The sequence below is a fragment of the Streptomyces clavifer genome, assembly GCF_036345975.1.
GTDB classification, from domain to species: Bacteria; Actinomycetota; Actinomycetes; order Streptomycetales; family Streptomycetaceae; genus Streptomyces; species Streptomyces clavifer.
Map to the genome: position 1 here is coordinate 7,123,543 of NZ_CP107793.1, position 13,901 is coordinate 7,137,443.

The 13,901-nt window shown below is 71.4% G+C and carries 13 protein-coding genes; 11 read left to right on the plus strand and 2 right to left on the minus strand.

The features are described 5' to 3' along the window. Positions 1 to 88: 88 nt before the first annotated feature. The 4 genes from OG927_RS30885 (at position 89) to OG927_RS30900 (ending at position 6,036) form a co-directional block, all read left to right on the plus strand. Positions 89 to 3,274 carry a chondroitinase family polysaccharide lyase gene (locus OG927_RS30885; protein WP_209471714.1) on the plus strand — a complete coding sequence of 1,062 codons (3,186 nt, stop codon included), beginning with the start codon at positions 89 to 91 and terminating at the stop codon, positions 3,272 to 3,274. After that, positions 3,271 to 4,116: a glycoside hydrolase family 16 protein gene (locus tag OG927_RS30890; protein WP_330321155.1), complete on the plus strand. Its 846-nt coding sequence runs from the start codon at positions 3,271 to 3,273 to the stop codon at positions 4,114 to 4,116. The genes OG927_RS30885 and OG927_RS30890 overlap by 4 nt, the downstream gene beginning before the upstream one ends. A 244-nt stretch (positions 4,117 to 4,360) precedes the next feature. Then, a complete protein-coding gene (locus OG927_RS30895) occupies positions 4,361 to 5,317 on the plus strand; it encodes a metallophosphoesterase family protein (RefSeq protein WP_330321156.1) in 957 nt (318 codons plus the stop codon). Beyond that, complete coding sequence (locus tag OG927_RS30900) at positions 5,314 to 6,036, plus strand: 4'-phosphopantetheinyl transferase family protein (RefSeq protein WP_056799919.1); 723 nt, start codon at positions 5,314 to 5,316, stop codon at positions 6,034 to 6,036. Before OG927_RS30895 ends, OG927_RS30900 begins: the two co-directional genes overlap by 4 nt. A gap of 57 nt (positions 6,037 to 6,093) precedes the next feature. Here OG927_RS30900 and OG927_RS30905 read toward each other — a convergent pair whose 3' ends face one another. Continuing rightward, positions 6,094 to 6,681, minus strand: a complete 588-nt coding sequence (locus tag OG927_RS30905) for a histidine phosphatase family protein (protein WP_209471843.1) — start codon at positions 6,679 to 6,681, stop codon at positions 6,094 to 6,096. A 274-nt stretch (positions 6,682 to 6,955) separates the two neighbouring features. Here OG927_RS30905 and OG927_RS30910 point away from each other — a divergent pair, with 274 nt between their 5' ends. The 4 genes from OG927_RS30910 to OG927_RS30925 all read left to right on the plus strand — a co-directional run bounded on the left by OG927_RS30910 (position 6,956) and on the right by OG927_RS30925 (position 10,078). Next, positions 6,956 to 7,171: a CbtB domain-containing protein gene (locus tag OG927_RS30910; protein ID WP_056799918.1), complete on the plus strand. Its 216-nt coding sequence runs from the start codon at positions 6,956 to 6,958 to the stop codon at positions 7,169 to 7,171. 26 nt (positions 7,172 to 7,197) lie between these two features. Beyond that, complete coding sequence (locus tag OG927_RS30915) at positions 7,198 to 7,983, plus strand: CbtA family protein (RefSeq protein ID WP_056799915.1); 786 nt, start codon at positions 7,198 to 7,200, stop codon at positions 7,981 to 7,983. A 256-nt stretch (positions 7,984 to 8,239) separates the two neighbouring features. Continuing rightward, complete coding sequence (locus tag OG927_RS30920; RefSeq protein WP_056799912.1) at positions 8,240 to 8,992, plus strand: SDR family oxidoreductase; 753 nt, start codon at positions 8,240 to 8,242, stop codon at positions 8,990 to 8,992. A gap of 381 nt (positions 8,993 to 9,373) precedes the next feature. Then, positions 9,374 to 10,078 carry a TetR/AcrR family transcriptional regulator gene (locus tag OG927_RS30925; protein WP_124280311.1) on the plus strand — a complete coding sequence of 235 codons (705 nt, stop codon included), beginning with the start codon at positions 9,374 to 9,376 and terminating at the stop codon, positions 10,076 to 10,078. 56 nt (positions 10,079 to 10,134) lie between these two features. Here the strand turns inward: OG927_RS30925 and OG927_RS30930 are convergent, their stop codons facing one another. After that, entirely contained in the window at positions 10,135 to 10,491 is a 357-nt protein-coding gene (locus tag OG927_RS30930; RefSeq protein WP_056799906.1) for a tetratricopeptide repeat protein, read from the minus strand. Positions 10,492 to 10,610: 119 nt separating this feature from the next. Here OG927_RS30930 and OG927_RS30935 point away from each other — a divergent pair, with 119 nt between their 5' ends. The 3 genes from OG927_RS30935 (at position 10,611) to OG927_RS30945 (ending at position 13,812) form a co-directional block, all read left to right on the plus strand. Beyond that, a complete protein-coding gene (locus OG927_RS30935; protein ID WP_056799901.1) occupies positions 10,611 to 11,576 on the plus strand; it encodes a pirin family protein in 966 nt (321 codons plus the stop codon). 722 nt (positions 11,577 to 12,298) lie between these two features. Next, a complete protein-coding gene (locus OG927_RS30940) occupies positions 12,299 to 13,033 on the plus strand; it encodes a MerR family transcriptional regulator (protein ID WP_124280309.1) in 735 nt (244 codons plus the stop codon). Positions 13,034 to 13,038: 5 nt separating this feature from the next. Continuing rightward, positions 13,039 to 13,812 carry a TIGR03084 family metal-binding protein gene (locus OG927_RS30945; protein ID WP_056800525.1) on the plus strand — a complete coding sequence of 258 codons (774 nt, stop codon included), beginning with the start codon at positions 13,039 to 13,041 and terminating at the stop codon, positions 13,810 to 13,812. The last annotated feature ends 89 nt before the right edge of the window (positions 13,813 to 13,901 follow it).

Consider the following 13,901-nt stretch of genomic DNA (forward strand, 5'->3'; position numbering starts at 1 on the left):
CCTAACGTCCGCAGGCAATTCGGCATCAGGACGAGCACCGGTTCACATCCCGGTTCGGAGCCCTGGTTCAGCTCAGTGGAGGACGCCCATGGACGCGCTACCCGCCCTGCCCGTTTCCCGCCGCAGACTCCTGGCGTACGGCGTGGCAGCCACCGGCGCCGTCGCCCTGCCCTTCGTCGCGGTCCCGGCCGCCGGGGCCACCACGGCGCCGCCGTTCACGGAGCTGGAGGAGCGCGCCCTGGCGCTGCGCCCGCCCGCCTTCCTCCTCGAGTCCGCCGTACCGCGCCAGATCACCGCGAGTCCCGGCACCCGGCTCGGCATCAGTGGCGTGCGGTCCGTGTGCGGCACGCACGCGCTGCGGTGGGACCACGGCCCGCGCTCCGTGATCACCGTCGACGCCGAGCCCGCCTGGGCCGCCGACCCGTACGAGCCGAGGCCGCTCGCCGACCAGGCGTGGCAGGGCACCGTCGACACCTTCTCGGTGTGGATCTACAACGAGGCACCCGCCGACCCCGACGACGTCGTGCGCTTCGAGTTCGGGCGGGGGAGCCGCACCGACTGCTGGTTCGAATTCCGCCTCGACTTCACCGGCTGGCGCACCGCGTGGGTGCGCTATGCCTACGACATGCACGGCCGTCCGCACCCCGCCATGGACACCGTCCGCATCATCGCGCCCCGCAGGCCGGGGACGCTCTGGATCGACCAGCTGCTGCTCAACGTCGCGCTGCGCCCCGACGCCCCGACCCGCGACGCCCAGGTCCCCGAGATCTGTGTCGAGGGCGACGACTGGGACCAGCAGCACTGGCAGGCGCTGTACCTCTTCGACCGCATCCTCACCCGCACCACGATCCCCACCCCCGCCCCGTCGACTGCCGAAGCCGACGCGCTGGGTGTCCTGAAGACCCGCTATCACACCGACTACCTCGCCGCCGCGCCCAAGGTCGACGACGCGTACGTCGCCACCCTCACCGGGCAGGCGGACGCCGTCCTCACCGGCCGCCCCGTGTTCTCGTACCAGTCCCAGATCTACCCGCCCGAGATCAGTGCCGACCTCAAGTCCTTCGTCGGCGCCGTCACCCTGAGAACCGTCACCGACCTCATGCAGAAGATCGCCCAGGCCCACGACGCCGGGGGCACCGCCTACAGGCCGGCTCTCGGCAGCCTCTACGTGCGGCTCGTGGAACGGCTGCGTGAGCAGGGCTGGACGTACGGAAGCTGCCTCGGCACGATCCATCACGTCGGCTACGACATCCGCGGCTACTACGACTCCGTGTACCTCATGCGCCAAGTGCTGGCGGCGGCGGGCCTTTTCGAAGCCGTACGCACCGACCTGACCTGGCTCACCGGCTTCGGCCGGATCTTCCGGGGCTTCGACCACCGCAACGCCCACGGCTCCACGTCGGACATCATCAACACCACCGTGCGGGGCAAGCTCGCCGTCGCGCTCCTCCAGGACGGCGAGGCCCGTCAGATCGCGTACCTGAAGGCGCTGCGCGACTGGCTGAGTACGTATCTGCTGCCCACCACCGGCATCCAGGACGGCGTCAAGACGGACGGCACCACCTTCCACCACGTCGGGTTCTTCCCCGACTACGCCCGCGACGGATTCGTGGGGCTCGCCCCGCTCGTGTACGTGTTGAGCGGCGGCCCCTTCCGGATCTCGACCGAGGCCCACGAGTCCCTCAAGCAGGCCGTCCTGACCCTGCGCGTCGTCGCCAACACCCACCACTGGCCGGTCTCGCTCAGCGGCCGCAACCCCGGAGGCACCACCGGTCTGGTCATCTCGCCCTTCCAGTGGCTCACCGTCGCGGGCACCCCCGACGCTTCCAGGGACCTGGACCCGGAGCTGGGCGCCGCCTTCCTCCGCCTGCTGCCCGCCGCCCCCACCACCGCTCAGAAGAAGATCGCGGCCAGGCTCGCCGCCGAGGGAGTCTCCGCCGAGAGCGCGCCTTCCGGTGCCTGGGCCTACAACTACGCCGCGCTCGCCGTGCAGCGCCGCGACGCCTGGCAGGTCACCGTACGCGGCCACAACCGGTACCTGTGGTCCACCGAGATCTACGACGGTTCCAACTGGTACGGCCGCTACAACACGTACGGCCAGATCCAGGTCCTGCACCGCGGCACCCCCGTCACCAACCTCGACAGCGGCTACAGCCACGACGGATACGACTGGAACCGCCGCCCCGGCACCACCACCCTGCACAAGCCATGGGCGCGACTGAAGGGCGATCTCACCGGCACCATCGAGGAGGTCCTGCTCACCGACGAGAGGTTCGCCGGCGCGCACACCATCGAGGGGCGCAACGGCATGTTCGCGATGCGGCTGCGCGAGCACCCCAAGTACGAGGGCAGCCACCGTGCCCGCACATCCGTCTTCCTCTTCGACAACCTCGTCGTCGCCCTCGGGACCGGCATCGAGAACAGCGACCGGCAGCACGAGACGGAGACCACGCTCTTCCAGACCCGGCTTGCCGCCACCTCCGCGCCGACCCTCGTCGACGGGGAGCCGGTCACGTCCTTCCCCTACGCGCTCACCGACCAGGAGCTCACCTCCGCCCGGTGGCTGCTCGACGACAAGGGGCTCGGCTACTACCTCCCGCCCGGTCAGCGTCTCGCGCTGACCCGCTCCACCCAGCTCTCGCGCCACCACGGCACGGACGCCGAGACACGCGGCGACTTCGCCACGGCGTGGCTGCGCCACGGGACCGCGCCGCGCGACGCCTCGTACACGTACGCCATGCTCGTCGGTGCGACCGCCGAGGCGATGGAGGACTTCACCGAGGCGATGTCCGACGGGGCGCGGGCGCCGTACACGGTCGAACGGGCGGACACCCTGGCGCACATCGTGACCGACCGGGCCACCGGCATCACCGGGTACGCCGTCTTCGACCCGACCGCCGCACTCGCCGGTAGCGGACCGGTCCGCGCCGTCGACACCCCCTGCATGCTGCTCCTGCGAACCCCGTCCGGGCCGGCCGGCGAACAGTCCCTGGTCCTGTCCGTGTGCGACCCGGACCTCCGCCTCTACGAGGGCCGTGACCACGCCCAGTACGACGGGCACGAGTACACCGGGCACTACAGCCCGTTCTCCCGACCGTGGCTGGCCGATCCGAGCAGCCCGCACACCCTGCACGTCACGCTCGACGGCCGCTGGCACCCCGCGGCGTCGGACCAGCCCTGCACCACGCGCATCCGGGGCGGCCGCACGGTAGTGGCCTTCCGCACGGTCGACGGCCGCCCCGTCGAATGCCGTCTGACGAGGGAGACACGATGACCCGCGTACTCCGGCCCCTGGCAGCGGCCGCGCTGCTCGCCGCCCTGCTCGACTCCGGCGCGTACGCGACGGAGTCCGCCGCGACCGCACCGGTGGACGCCGCCACTCCGGCCTCGGCCCAGCCGGAGGCCGGCCCCCGGGGAACGCTGGTGTTCAGCGACGAGTTCACGGGCTCGGCGCTGGACACCGCGAAGTGGAACGTACGCGACCAGGAGCGCACCGAGACCGACCGCACCGACGGCCTGCGCTGGTGGTACAGGCCCGCGAACGTCCGGGTGATCCCCGACAACGGCGGCAACCTGGCCATCGACCTGCGCAACCCGGCAGCGAACCAGTACGCGGGGGGCCGTGTCGACACCGACGGCATCTTCGACTACACCCACGGCACGCTCGAGGTCCGCGTCCACGTACCGCCCACGGAAGGGCACCTGGGTGCCGTCTGGCTCCAGACCCACAGCTGGGGCGGCATCGCCGGGAGCGCCGAGGACGGTGCGGAGATCGACCTCATCGAGAGTGCCTACAAGGCCGACCGGTACGCCGCGACCATCCACTACGACGGCTACGGCGCCGACCACCGGCAATCCGCCGAGGTCGTCGCGGCACCCGGCCTGCACGCCACGCACTACCACACCATCGGCCTGAACTGGACAGCCGCACGCATGGAGTTCACCTACGACGGCACGGTCGCACGCACTGTTACCGACCCCCACCTGATCAGCCGGGTGAAGGAGTATCCGATCCTCTCCCACGAGGTACTGGACTGGGCCGAGGGGGACGTGACGACGGCGCCGCTGGACCACCGGTCGACGATGTACGTGGACTGGATCCGCGTCTGGCAGTGACACCGCAACGGTGGAGATACCCCGGGCGTCCGGCAGGGCCGGACGGCGGGCCCACGCGCCCGGGGCGCGTCCTCCTGCGCGTACTCCTGCAGGGGTGCTCGGGCGGCCCCGCCCTGCCCGGCGTCCGCCGAGCGTTCACCGCGCCCGGCGGGCCGGGCGAGGACGAGCCCCGTACCCGAGCGGTCGGGTGAGCCACGGCTCGCGCTCACCCCCAACAGGACCGGCGAGAGGGTAAATTCGAACAATGAGTTCACCCAGCGGTCCCGCCCCGCACCCGCCGAAGGGTCAGGGAAGGCTTCTCGCAGTGAGCGATCTTCACCTCGGGATCGCCGACAACCGCCCGATCGCCGACCAGTTGCGCCCGACGTCCGACGAGGACTGGCTCATCGTCGCGGGCGATGTGGCGGAACAGGCCGAAGAGGTCGAGCGCGCCCTGGCCATGCTGGCCGGGCGCTTCGCCCAGGTGATCTGGACCCCTGGCAACCACGAACTGTGGACCGTGGACCGCGATCCCCTGCCCCTGCGCGGTCGGGCGCGGTACGAGCACCTCGTCCGGGTGTGCGCCGAGCTCGGCGTGACGAGCCCCGAGGACCCGTACCCGCACTGGCGTGGAGCGGACGGCCCCGTGGCCGTCGCCCCGGTGTTCCTCCTGTACGACTACACGTTCAGGGCACCTGGAGCGGCCACCAAGGAGGACTCCCTGGCGCGGGCGCACGAGGCGGGCGTCGTGTGCACCGACGAATACCTGCTGCACCCGGATCCGTATCCGACCCGGGACGACTGGTGCAGGGCGCGGGTGGCGCTGACCGAGGAGCGGCTGGCCGCGCACGATCCGGAGATCCCGCTCGTGATCGCCGGCCACTGGCCACTGGTGCGCGAACCCACGTCGGTCATGTGGTACCCGGAGTTCGCCCAGTGGTGCGGCACGGAACTCACCGCCGACTGGCACCGCCGCTTCAACGTCGCGGCCGTCGTCTACGGCCACCTCCACATCCCCCGGACGACCTGGTACGACGGAGTGCGGTTCGAGGAGGTCTCGATCGGCTACCCGAGGGAGTGGCGCAAGCGCGGGCACCCGCGCGGGCTGCTGCGTCAGATCCTTCCGTACGAGGGGGAACAGGCTCCGGCAGCCCCGGGCTCCGGTGATGCCGACTCGCCCGGCCCTTCGGGCCCTGCCGGTGATGCGGGTGTCGCGTCGTGATCGAGCGACTGCTCCCCGCGTACGTGGCGTGTGCGGACACGCACGAGACGGAGGCTCCGGCCGGAACCCTCTACCCGGAGGAGGCCCGGCTGGTCGCCACGAGCGTGGACCGGCGCAAGCACGAGTTCGCGGCTGTGCGTGCCTGTGCGAGACGGGCCATGGCCACCCTCGGGCTGCCGCCGCACCCGGTGCTGCGCGGTCACCGGGGCGTGCCGCTGTGGCCGGCCGGGACCGTCGGCAGCATGACGCACTGCGACGGCTACCGGGCGGCGGTGCTGGCACGGGCGTCCGATGTCCGCGCGCTGGGCATAGACGCCGAGCCGAACGAGCCGCTGCCGCCTGATGTGTGGGAGGCGGTGTCGCTGCCCTCGGAGCGGCGGCGGCTCTCCTCGTGGGGCGTTTCGGAGGACTCCCGGGGGAGCGCGGAGGGAGTCCCTCCGGGGACTCCGCACGGGGCGGGCGGAGCGCTGCCGCACTGGGACCGCCTGCTGTTCAGTGCCAAGGAGAGCGTGTTCAAGACGTGGTTCCCGCTCACCCGGACGGAACTCGACTTCGACGAGGCCGACATCTCCTTCCACCGGAGCTCCGAGGCCGCCACCCACGGCACGTTCACCGCCGAGCTGCTGCGCACGGCGCCGGGGATGCCGAGGTCGTACGTGGGGAAGTGGCTGGTCGACAGCGGCTTCGCGGTCACCGCGATCGCGCTTCCCCACGGGTGAGGGCACCGGTACCGTGCGGGCCGCGCCACGCCCTCCGGGCGTCGCGCGGCCCGATTCTCAGCCCAGCGGTCGGCCGCACAGGAGATTCCAGCGACCGGAACGGCCACTGAGCTCGGTCAGGGTCAGCGGGGCGACGTCCAGCCGCCAGAAGGTCTCCATCGGCAGACCCAGGGCGTGGAGCAACGCGGCGCGTACGACCGCCGGTTCGACGACGGCCAGCAGCCGCCCGCCGGTCCAGGCCGGGGACTCCAGGAGCGCGCCCACCCGGGCGGTCAGGTCCAGCAGCGACTCGCCACCGTGCGGAGCGGCAGCGGGATCGGTCAGCCAGGCCGACACCGCAGCCGGCTCGGAGGCGCTCACCTCGGAGAGACGCCGGCCGCGCCAGCGCCCCATGTCCCAGTCACGGAGGGCGGCTTCGGGGCGGGCGGGACCGGTCGTGGTCGTGAGCCCGAGCGCCTCGGCGGTCTGCCGGCAGCGGACCGAGGGGCCGTGCGCGCGGTGGTCGGCGACAGGCACCTCACCGGCGGCAGCGGCGGCCACGGCTCTGCGGGCACCGGCATCGTCCAGAGCGTCGTCCGCCTCGAAGCGGGCCTCCCGCAGCGCGGGGTTCATGGCCGGTGAGATCAACATCACCCGCACCGTCATCATCTGCCCCCACTCGCCGAACCGGAGTCTCCTGCGTAGACGCCCCATGGGAACACGGCCCGTCCCACGGCCGGTTGTCCGGCCCGCCGCACCATGGCGGTGGCCGAACCGCAGGCGGTATGGTCGCCGCACCATGACGAGGGTGTGACGGAAGTCCGGTGAGAATCCGGCACGGTCGCGCCACTGTGAACCCGCATCTCCGCGGGGAGTCAGACCCGCCACCTTCGTCTCAGGCACCACGACAGGGACGCGTGTTCCCACAGGAGGTTCTGCCATGGCACATTCTGCCGCCCCCACCACCGTCGCACCGGTCATCACCCCCATCTCGCCGAAGGCCATCGCGCCCTGGGCCGCCTTCTTCGGCATCCTCATGCTCGTCCTGCTCTACTTCGTCGGAGCCGAGCAGGGAGCCACGGCGGTCATCTCCGGCGAGGCCGTGCACGAGTGGGTCCATGACGGCCGTCACCTCCTCGGCTTCCCCTGCCACTGAGACTCCGGGAACCAGAGGAACGTCTCATGAACTCCATATCGGTCAGAGCCCTGCTCATCCGCGGCATGCTGGCCGGCCTCCTGGCCGGTGCGCTCGCCCTTGCCGTGGCCTACTTCCTGGGTGAGTCCCGCGTGGACGCCGCCATCGCGCTGGAAGAGGCCCACGCACACACGCACACGCACGAGCACGGCGAGGAACTCGTCAGCCGCACGATGCAGGCCACCGGCGGTCTCGCCACCGGCGTCCTGGTCTTCGGTGTGGCGGTCGGTGGCATCGCCGCACTCGTCTTCTGCTACGCCCTCGGCAGGATCGGCTCCTTCGGGCCGCGGGCCACAGCAGCGCTCGTCGCGGGCGCCGCCCTGCTGACGGTGTACGTCGTGCCGTTCCTGAAGTACCCGGCCAACCCGCCGGCGGTCGGGAACCCCGACACCATCGGGCAGCGCACAGGGCTGTTCTTCCTGATGGTCGCGCTCAGCGTGCTGCTTGCGGTGGCCGCAGTCATCGTCGGCAAGCGGCTCGCACCCCGCCTGGGCAACTGGAACGCGACGATCACCGCAGCCGGGGCCTACGTGCTGCTGATCGGGCTCGCGTACGCCTTCCTGCCCTCGTTCAACGAGGTCGGGACGGACTTCCCCGCCGGCCTGCTGTGGGAGTTCCGGCTGGCTACGCTCGCCGTCCAGACGACGCTGTGGGTCAGCTTCGGCCTCGTGTTCGGCCACCTCACCGAACGGCTGCTGGTGCCGGAGGCGAGCACCGGGAGTGCCGGGGTGTCCGACCACTCCACGGCCCGCTCGGCGGGTGCCGTGAGCTGACCCTCACGCCTGCTGCCGACAGGACGGAACCCGCCGGAGAAGGACCGGCGGGTTCCGTCCTGTCGCGTTCCCGGGCGTCCCGGCCGGCCCGGGTGGGGCATGTCCGACGCGCGAAGTGCGTCGGGGGTAGCGATGCTATCCATGGAAGAAAGCGGCGCCGTCCTGAGGGGTAGCGTTGATAACGCGAGAGTGTTAGCGTTGATTAGGTCGAGGCTCGCGGAGCCGGCCGCAGCCCCCTTCTGCCAGGAGCAACGCCATGACTGAACAGCACACCACCAGCCCTGTGCGCCGGGTCGCTCTCGTCACCGGGGGATCACGAGGCATCGGCCGGGAGAGTGCCGAGAGGCTGGCGGCGGACGGATTCGCCGTCGTCATCAACTACGCGGGCAACCACACCGAGGCCGAGGCCGCCGTGGCCGCCGTCGTCGCCGCGGGCGGCGACGCCATCGCGCACCGGGCGGACGTTGCCGACGAGGCGGCCGTGGCTGCTCTGTTCGACGCGGCCGAGGAAGCGTTCGGGGGTATCGACGTGGTCGTCCACGCCGCGGGCGTCATGACGCTCGCCCCGCTGGTCGACACCGATCTGGACGCGCTGGACCGGATGCACCGCACCAACATCCGCGGCACTTTCGTCGTCGACCAGCAGGCGGCGCGCCGCCTGAGGGCCGGCGGGGCGATCATCAACTTCTCGAGTTCGGTGCTGTCGCTGGCCCTCCCCGGATACAGCGCCTACGCGGCCACCAAGGGTGCTGTCGAGGCCATGACGCTCATCCTGGCGCGTGAGCTGCGCGGCCGGGACATCACGGTCAACGCCGTCGCCCCGGGGCCGACCGCGACCGCGCTGTTCCTGGACGGCAAGGATGAGGAGACCATCGCGCGGATGGCGGCCCAGCCGCCCCTGGAGCGGCTCGGAACGCCTCAGGACATAGCGGAAGTGGTGTCCTTCCTCGCCGGCCCCGCCCGTTGGGTGAACGGTCAGGTTTTGCGCGCCAACGGCGGCATCGTCTGAGCGGCGGCCCGGAGGCCGAGCGTGAGCACCGGTGCGCGGAGCGGTTTCGGAGCGCACGCGGGCAGAGGGCAGGCCGCGGGCGGAGGGCTGGCCGCGGACGGGGTGGCGGGCCTGGGACAGGGGTCGGGCACCCGCCGGTGACCGGTGTCCCATGGGTGCCGGCATCCTTGCCAGGACCTTGCCGAGGTGGTGGACACCGGGCAGGGAGAAGCGCCCCTTCCGTGGACACCTGGGCCCGGCGCACGACGATGGTGAAGCCGCCCCTGTTCCCGCCGATCGGATCCGTGGCGCCATTCCCGTCCTGGACGCGGCTCGACGACCTGCCGGCTTCCCGTGCCGCAGCCTGACCCGGGCCGGGCGCCGCTTGATAGCGTCCATGCGATGAGCACACGAGCACGCATCCTCGAAGTGGCGGCCAGGCTGGTCGCCGAGTCTCCCGACGGGGACATCTCCACGCGAGCCGTGTGCGAGGCCGCCCAGGTCGGAGCACCGGCCCTCTACCGGCACTTCGGTGACAAGGAGGGGCTGTTGTCAGCCGTGGTCGACCACGGTTTCGACGCCTACCTGGCGACGAAACGGGACCGCGGCGACACCACGGATCCCGTCGAGGACCTTCGTAACGGCTGGGACAGCCACGTGGAGTTCGCCCTGCGGAACCCGAATCTGTATCGGCTGATGAATTCCCCCGCGATGCGGACCCCACCGGCCTCCGCGGCCGAGTCCCACCGCATCCTCACCCGGGACCTGGAACGGGCCGCGGAGCAGGGCAGGCTGCGCATCGCCCCCGGACTCGCAGCCCAGATGATCATGTCGGCCACGACGGGCGTGGCGCTCATGCTCGTATCCCGCCCCGGGACGTTTTCGGACGCCGGCACCTCGACGCGTGTGCGCGACGCCGTGCACGCCGCGGTGTTCACCCCGGATGTACGGGTGGCCACACCGGCGGACACGGATGTTCCCTCCACCGCCGCCCGGTTGAGTGCCCTGCTGCGCAGGTCGCAGGGTTCCGGGCTCAGTACGGCGGAGTCGGCGCTGATGACCGAATGGCTGGACCGCGTGTCGAATTCGGCACACGAGCACGGATGAGAGCGCGGTGCCCGGGGGTGAAGGGACATGCCCTCCACCCCCGGAGCTTCGCTCCGCTACTGCCCCGGTTCCAGGCCGGAGTCACCGGTCAGGGCGGCGGCCATCCGCAGATGCGGTGCCGCTTCCGCGGACCTGCCCTGGCGCTCGAGGGTGCGTCCGAGCATCAGCCGCGCGTAGTCCTCGACGGGGTTGCGCTCCAGCACCTCACGCAGTTCGGCCTCGGCCTTCGTGAGCCGCGCCGAGTGGTAGTAGGCGCGCGCCAGCAGCAGTCGCGGGGCGACCTGCTCCGGCACCTCCTCCACCAGCCCGCCGAGGATCCGGGCCGCGGTCATGTACTCCTTGGCCTCGAAGAACAGCTGCGCCCGGTCCCAGCGGTCGGCAGGGGTGCCGAATTCGTAGTACGTGTCGTTCACTTGTCCTCCTCGGTCGAGCGCTTGCAGATGCGTCAACACCGTAGGGTAGTTCAACATTCCACTAAAATTTCGGCGTGGGGACCGGTGCTCCGGGTCCGCACGGGAATAGGTTGAGCGCCATGAGTAATCTCGATCGCCAGGCCGCACTCTCCGTCTGCGGAGGCCGCGGCTTCGTCGTCGCCGAACCCGTACGTGAACTCCTCACTCCGCGACGTGTGCAGCTCGGTGAGTCCACGGAGGTCCGCCGCCTGCTGCCCAACCTCGGACGCCGCATGGTCGGAGCCTGGGCCTTCGTGGATCACTACGGCCCCGACGACATCGCCGAGGAGCCCGGGATGCAGGTGCCCCCGCACCCGCACATGGGTCTGCAGACGGTCAGCTGGCTCCACGACGGCGAGGTGCTGCACCGGGACAGCCTGGGCAGCCTCCAGACCGTCCGCCCCCGCGAACTGGGCCTCATGACATCGGGCCGGGCCATCAGCCACTCCGAGGAGAGTCCGAAGCCCCACGCCAGGCTTCTGCACGGCGCCCAGCTCTGGGTGGCCCTGCCCGACGCCCACAGGAACGTCGAAGCCCACTTCCAGCACCACACCGACCTGCCGACCGTCACGGCGCCGGGCCTCACGGCCACGGTGATCCTCGGCGCGCTCGACGGCACCGAGTCGCCCGGCACCGCCTACACCCCGATCGTCGGAGCCGACCTGGCCCTGACCCGCGGCGCCGAGGCCAGACTGCCACTCGACCCCGACTTCGAGTACGCCGTCCTGTCGATGTCCGGTGAGGCCGAGGTCGACGGCGTCCCGGTGCTGCCGGGCTCGATGCTCTACCTCGGCTGCGGCCGCACGGAGCTCCCGCTGCGAGCCGACTCCGACGCGGCACTGATGCTTCTCGGAGGTGAGCCGTTCGAGGAGGAGATCGTCATGTGGTGGAACTTCGTGGGCAGGACCCAGGACGAGATCACGCAGGCCCGGGAGGAGTGGATGAACGGCGATCGGTTCGGCACGGTACGCGGCTACGACGGTGCGCGGCTCCCTGCTCCTGCGTTGCCCCCCGTGCCCTTGAAGCCTCGCGGGCGTGTGCGCTGACCTGCGCGTTTGTTGAAGATCGGCGGTGCGGCGCCATGAGGGCAGGCTGTTGCGGTCTTGACCCGTTGCCTGGTGATGTGTCGCGGTGCAGGGCGGGCGCACACCCCGCTGTCCGGCACCGGCCACATACAAGAGGCCCCTCGCCCCGGCCGCGTCCTGTCCGCGGTTGCCCTGCCTCGCGACCGGGGCGGCTTCTTCCCCTCCCGGACACGCTGTTCCCGCCGAACGGCTGAGACGTCCCCCTCCCCGGCTCAGCGCCGGGCTCTGTGGTCGCTCGGGCTGCTGTGAGCGTGTAGGACCCCACGGCCCCTGCGGCCACCTGACGGCGACGCGCGTTGCCGTCCGTGCCCCGGAGAGCGCGCTCCTTCGTGACTGCCGGTCGGTCCCGCACCGACGTGGAGATGGTCCGCACCGAGCAACGGACGAGAAGACAGATCGCGGGGTCCGGCGACAGACTCGTTCCGCCGCGTCGACCGGCCTGGTCAGGAGCGCGTTTTCCGAGGAGGGACCCCTTTGACGAAACCACTTCACGCATGCGCGGATCCGGTGGCCGAGGGTGAGGGAACCGGCCCGCCGCCCGGTCCGGACGACGAGCGGCGGCAGCCGCCCACGCCGGCACGCCCGCAGCACCTCGCCGAGGAGCCCGGCGGCAGTCGGGGGAGTCCGTACGTGAGGACGGGACCCGGCACTCCGGCGACATCGCGGCAGATCGGCGGGGCCCCATGAGGTTGGCGGAACTCAGCAGCCTCAGCGGGATGCCGGCCGCGACGATCAAGTACTACCTCCGGGAAGGGCTGCTGCCCCCGGGCCGGCGCGTCACCGCGACCCGTGCCGAGTACGGCGAGGCGCACCTGCACCGACTGCGGTTGATCCGGGCGCTGATCGGTGTGCGCCGGCTGTCGGTCGGTGCGGCCAAAAGGGTTCTCGGCACCATGGCGCGGCAGCCGGATCCGCACCGGATCCTCGGAACGCCGATCGACGGCGGGCCGGAGTCGCCGGACGGGGACCGCGAACGGGCGAAGGCTCCGGGCGTCGCGGGCGCGCGGAGGCTGGTCACCGAGATGGGCTGGGACGTCGACACCGGTACCGCCGCCACCCGGAGTCTCGGCGAGATTCTGCACGCCCTGTCGGAGCTGAGTACGGGGATCGACTGGCGGACGCTGCTGCCCTACGCGCGATTGGCGGACCGCGCATCGGAGCTGGACATCGAGCAGCTGAAAGGCGCCTGGGGGCCCGAGGAGGCCGCCGAACGCGCCGTGCTGGTGAGTCTCCTGCTGGAACCGGCGCTGCTCGCGCTGCGGCGCCTCGCCGTGGAGGACAAATCAGTCCGTCACTTCCAGGACGTCGAAGGCGGCGCGGAGAGCACGTGCGAAGAAGCGGCGGTCCGCCCGCTTCCGGAAGATGGACACGGTTCGCCCGCTGTGTTCTTCGGCGCCCCGAAAGGAACGGCCACGTGACCGCGATGCAGGACGTGTACGCCGATCTGGCGGTGGAGGGCACCGAACTCGGTGATCTCGTGTCAGGACTGAGCCCCGAGGAATGGGCGGCGGAGACCCCCGCCGCCTCCTGGACGGTCCGTCACCAGGTGGCTCACCTGGCGTACGTCTCCCGTATGGTCCGGCTCGCGGTGAGCGACGCGGAGGCGTTCGAGGCCGAGACCGCGCCGGTCCGGGACGACTTCCAGTCCGGGCTGGACGCCAGGCTCGCCGAGTACGTCGCGGAGCCGCTTCCCGGTCTGCTGCGTCGCTGGGCCGAGGAACGGGCCGCCGCCGAGAAGGGGCTGGCCGCACTGGAGCGGCGTGACCTGGTGCCGTGGCCGGCCGGGCCGCTGCCGGGCAGCGTGCTCGCCGCGGTCGCGTTGACAGAGCTGTTCGCGCACGGCCAGGACATCCGCGACGGCCTCGGGCGTCCGCGCGTGCTCACCGACCGGATCGGCCACATCGTCTTCCTCGGGACCCGCACCCGGGACCTGGCCTACCGTGCCCGCGGCCTGCGGCCTCCGGCCGAGCCGTTCCGTTTCGAGCTGACGGCCCCGTCCGGGGAGCTGTGGGCCTTCGGCCCGCCGGAGGCCGGGCAGCGGATCGCCGGCCCGGCCCAGGACTTCTGTCTGCTCGTCACCCGGCGCAGACACCGCGACGACCTCGCGCTGAGCGCTGTCGGGACGGAGGCCGACCAGTGGCTGGACATCGCACAGTCCTACGTCGGACCGCCCGGCACGGGCCGGGCACCGCAGTGAGCAATATGGCGTATAGATCACCGGCCCGGTGGCTGCTTTCCTAGCAGGCGGGCCGTCTTCGGTCCGCCCGACACGAGGGATCTGGGGTT

Bases quoted from the DNA above. Each gene is read 5' to 3' on its own strand.
- OG927_RS30895 (WP_330321156.1), top strand. From the start codon at position 4,361: ATGAGTTCACCCAGCGGTCCCGCCCCGCACCCGCCGAAGGGTCAGGGA.
- OG927_RS30885 (WP_209471714.1), top strand. From the start codon at position 89: ATGGACGCGCTACCCGCCCTGCCCGTTTCCCGCCGCAGACTCCTGGCG.
- OG927_RS30915 (WP_056799915.1), top strand. From the start codon at position 7,198: ATGAACTCCATATCGGTCAGAGCCCTGCTCATCCGCGGCATGCTGGCC.
- OG927_RS30910 (WP_056799918.1), top strand. From the start codon at position 6,956: ATGGCACATTCTGCCGCCCCCACCACCGTCGCACCGGTCATCACCCCC.
- OG927_RS30920 (WP_056799912.1), top strand. From the start codon at position 8,240: ATGACTGAACAGCACACCACCAGCCCTGTGCGCCGGGTCGCTCTCGTC.
- OG927_RS30905 (WP_209471843.1), bottom strand. From the start codon at position 6,681: ATGACGGTGCGGGTGATGTTGATCTCACCGGCCATGAACCCCGCGCTG.
- OG927_RS30945 (WP_056800525.1), top strand. From the start codon at position 13,039: ATGCAGGACGTGTACGCCGATCTGGCGGTGGAGGGCACCGAACTCGGT.
- OG927_RS30940 (WP_124280309.1), top strand. From the start codon at position 12,299: ATGAGGTTGGCGGAACTCAGCAGCCTCAGCGGGATGCCGGCCGCGACG.
- OG927_RS30935 (WP_056799901.1), top strand. From the start codon at position 10,611: ATGAGTAATCTCGATCGCCAGGCCGCACTCTCCGTCTGCGGAGGCCGC.
- OG927_RS30925 (WP_124280311.1), top strand. From the start codon at position 9,374: ATGAGCACACGAGCACGCATCCTCGAAGTGGCGGCCAGGCTGGTCGCC.
- OG927_RS30890 (WP_330321155.1), top strand. From the start codon at position 3,271: ATGACCCGCGTACTCCGGCCCCTGGCAGCGGCCGCGCTGCTCGCCGCC.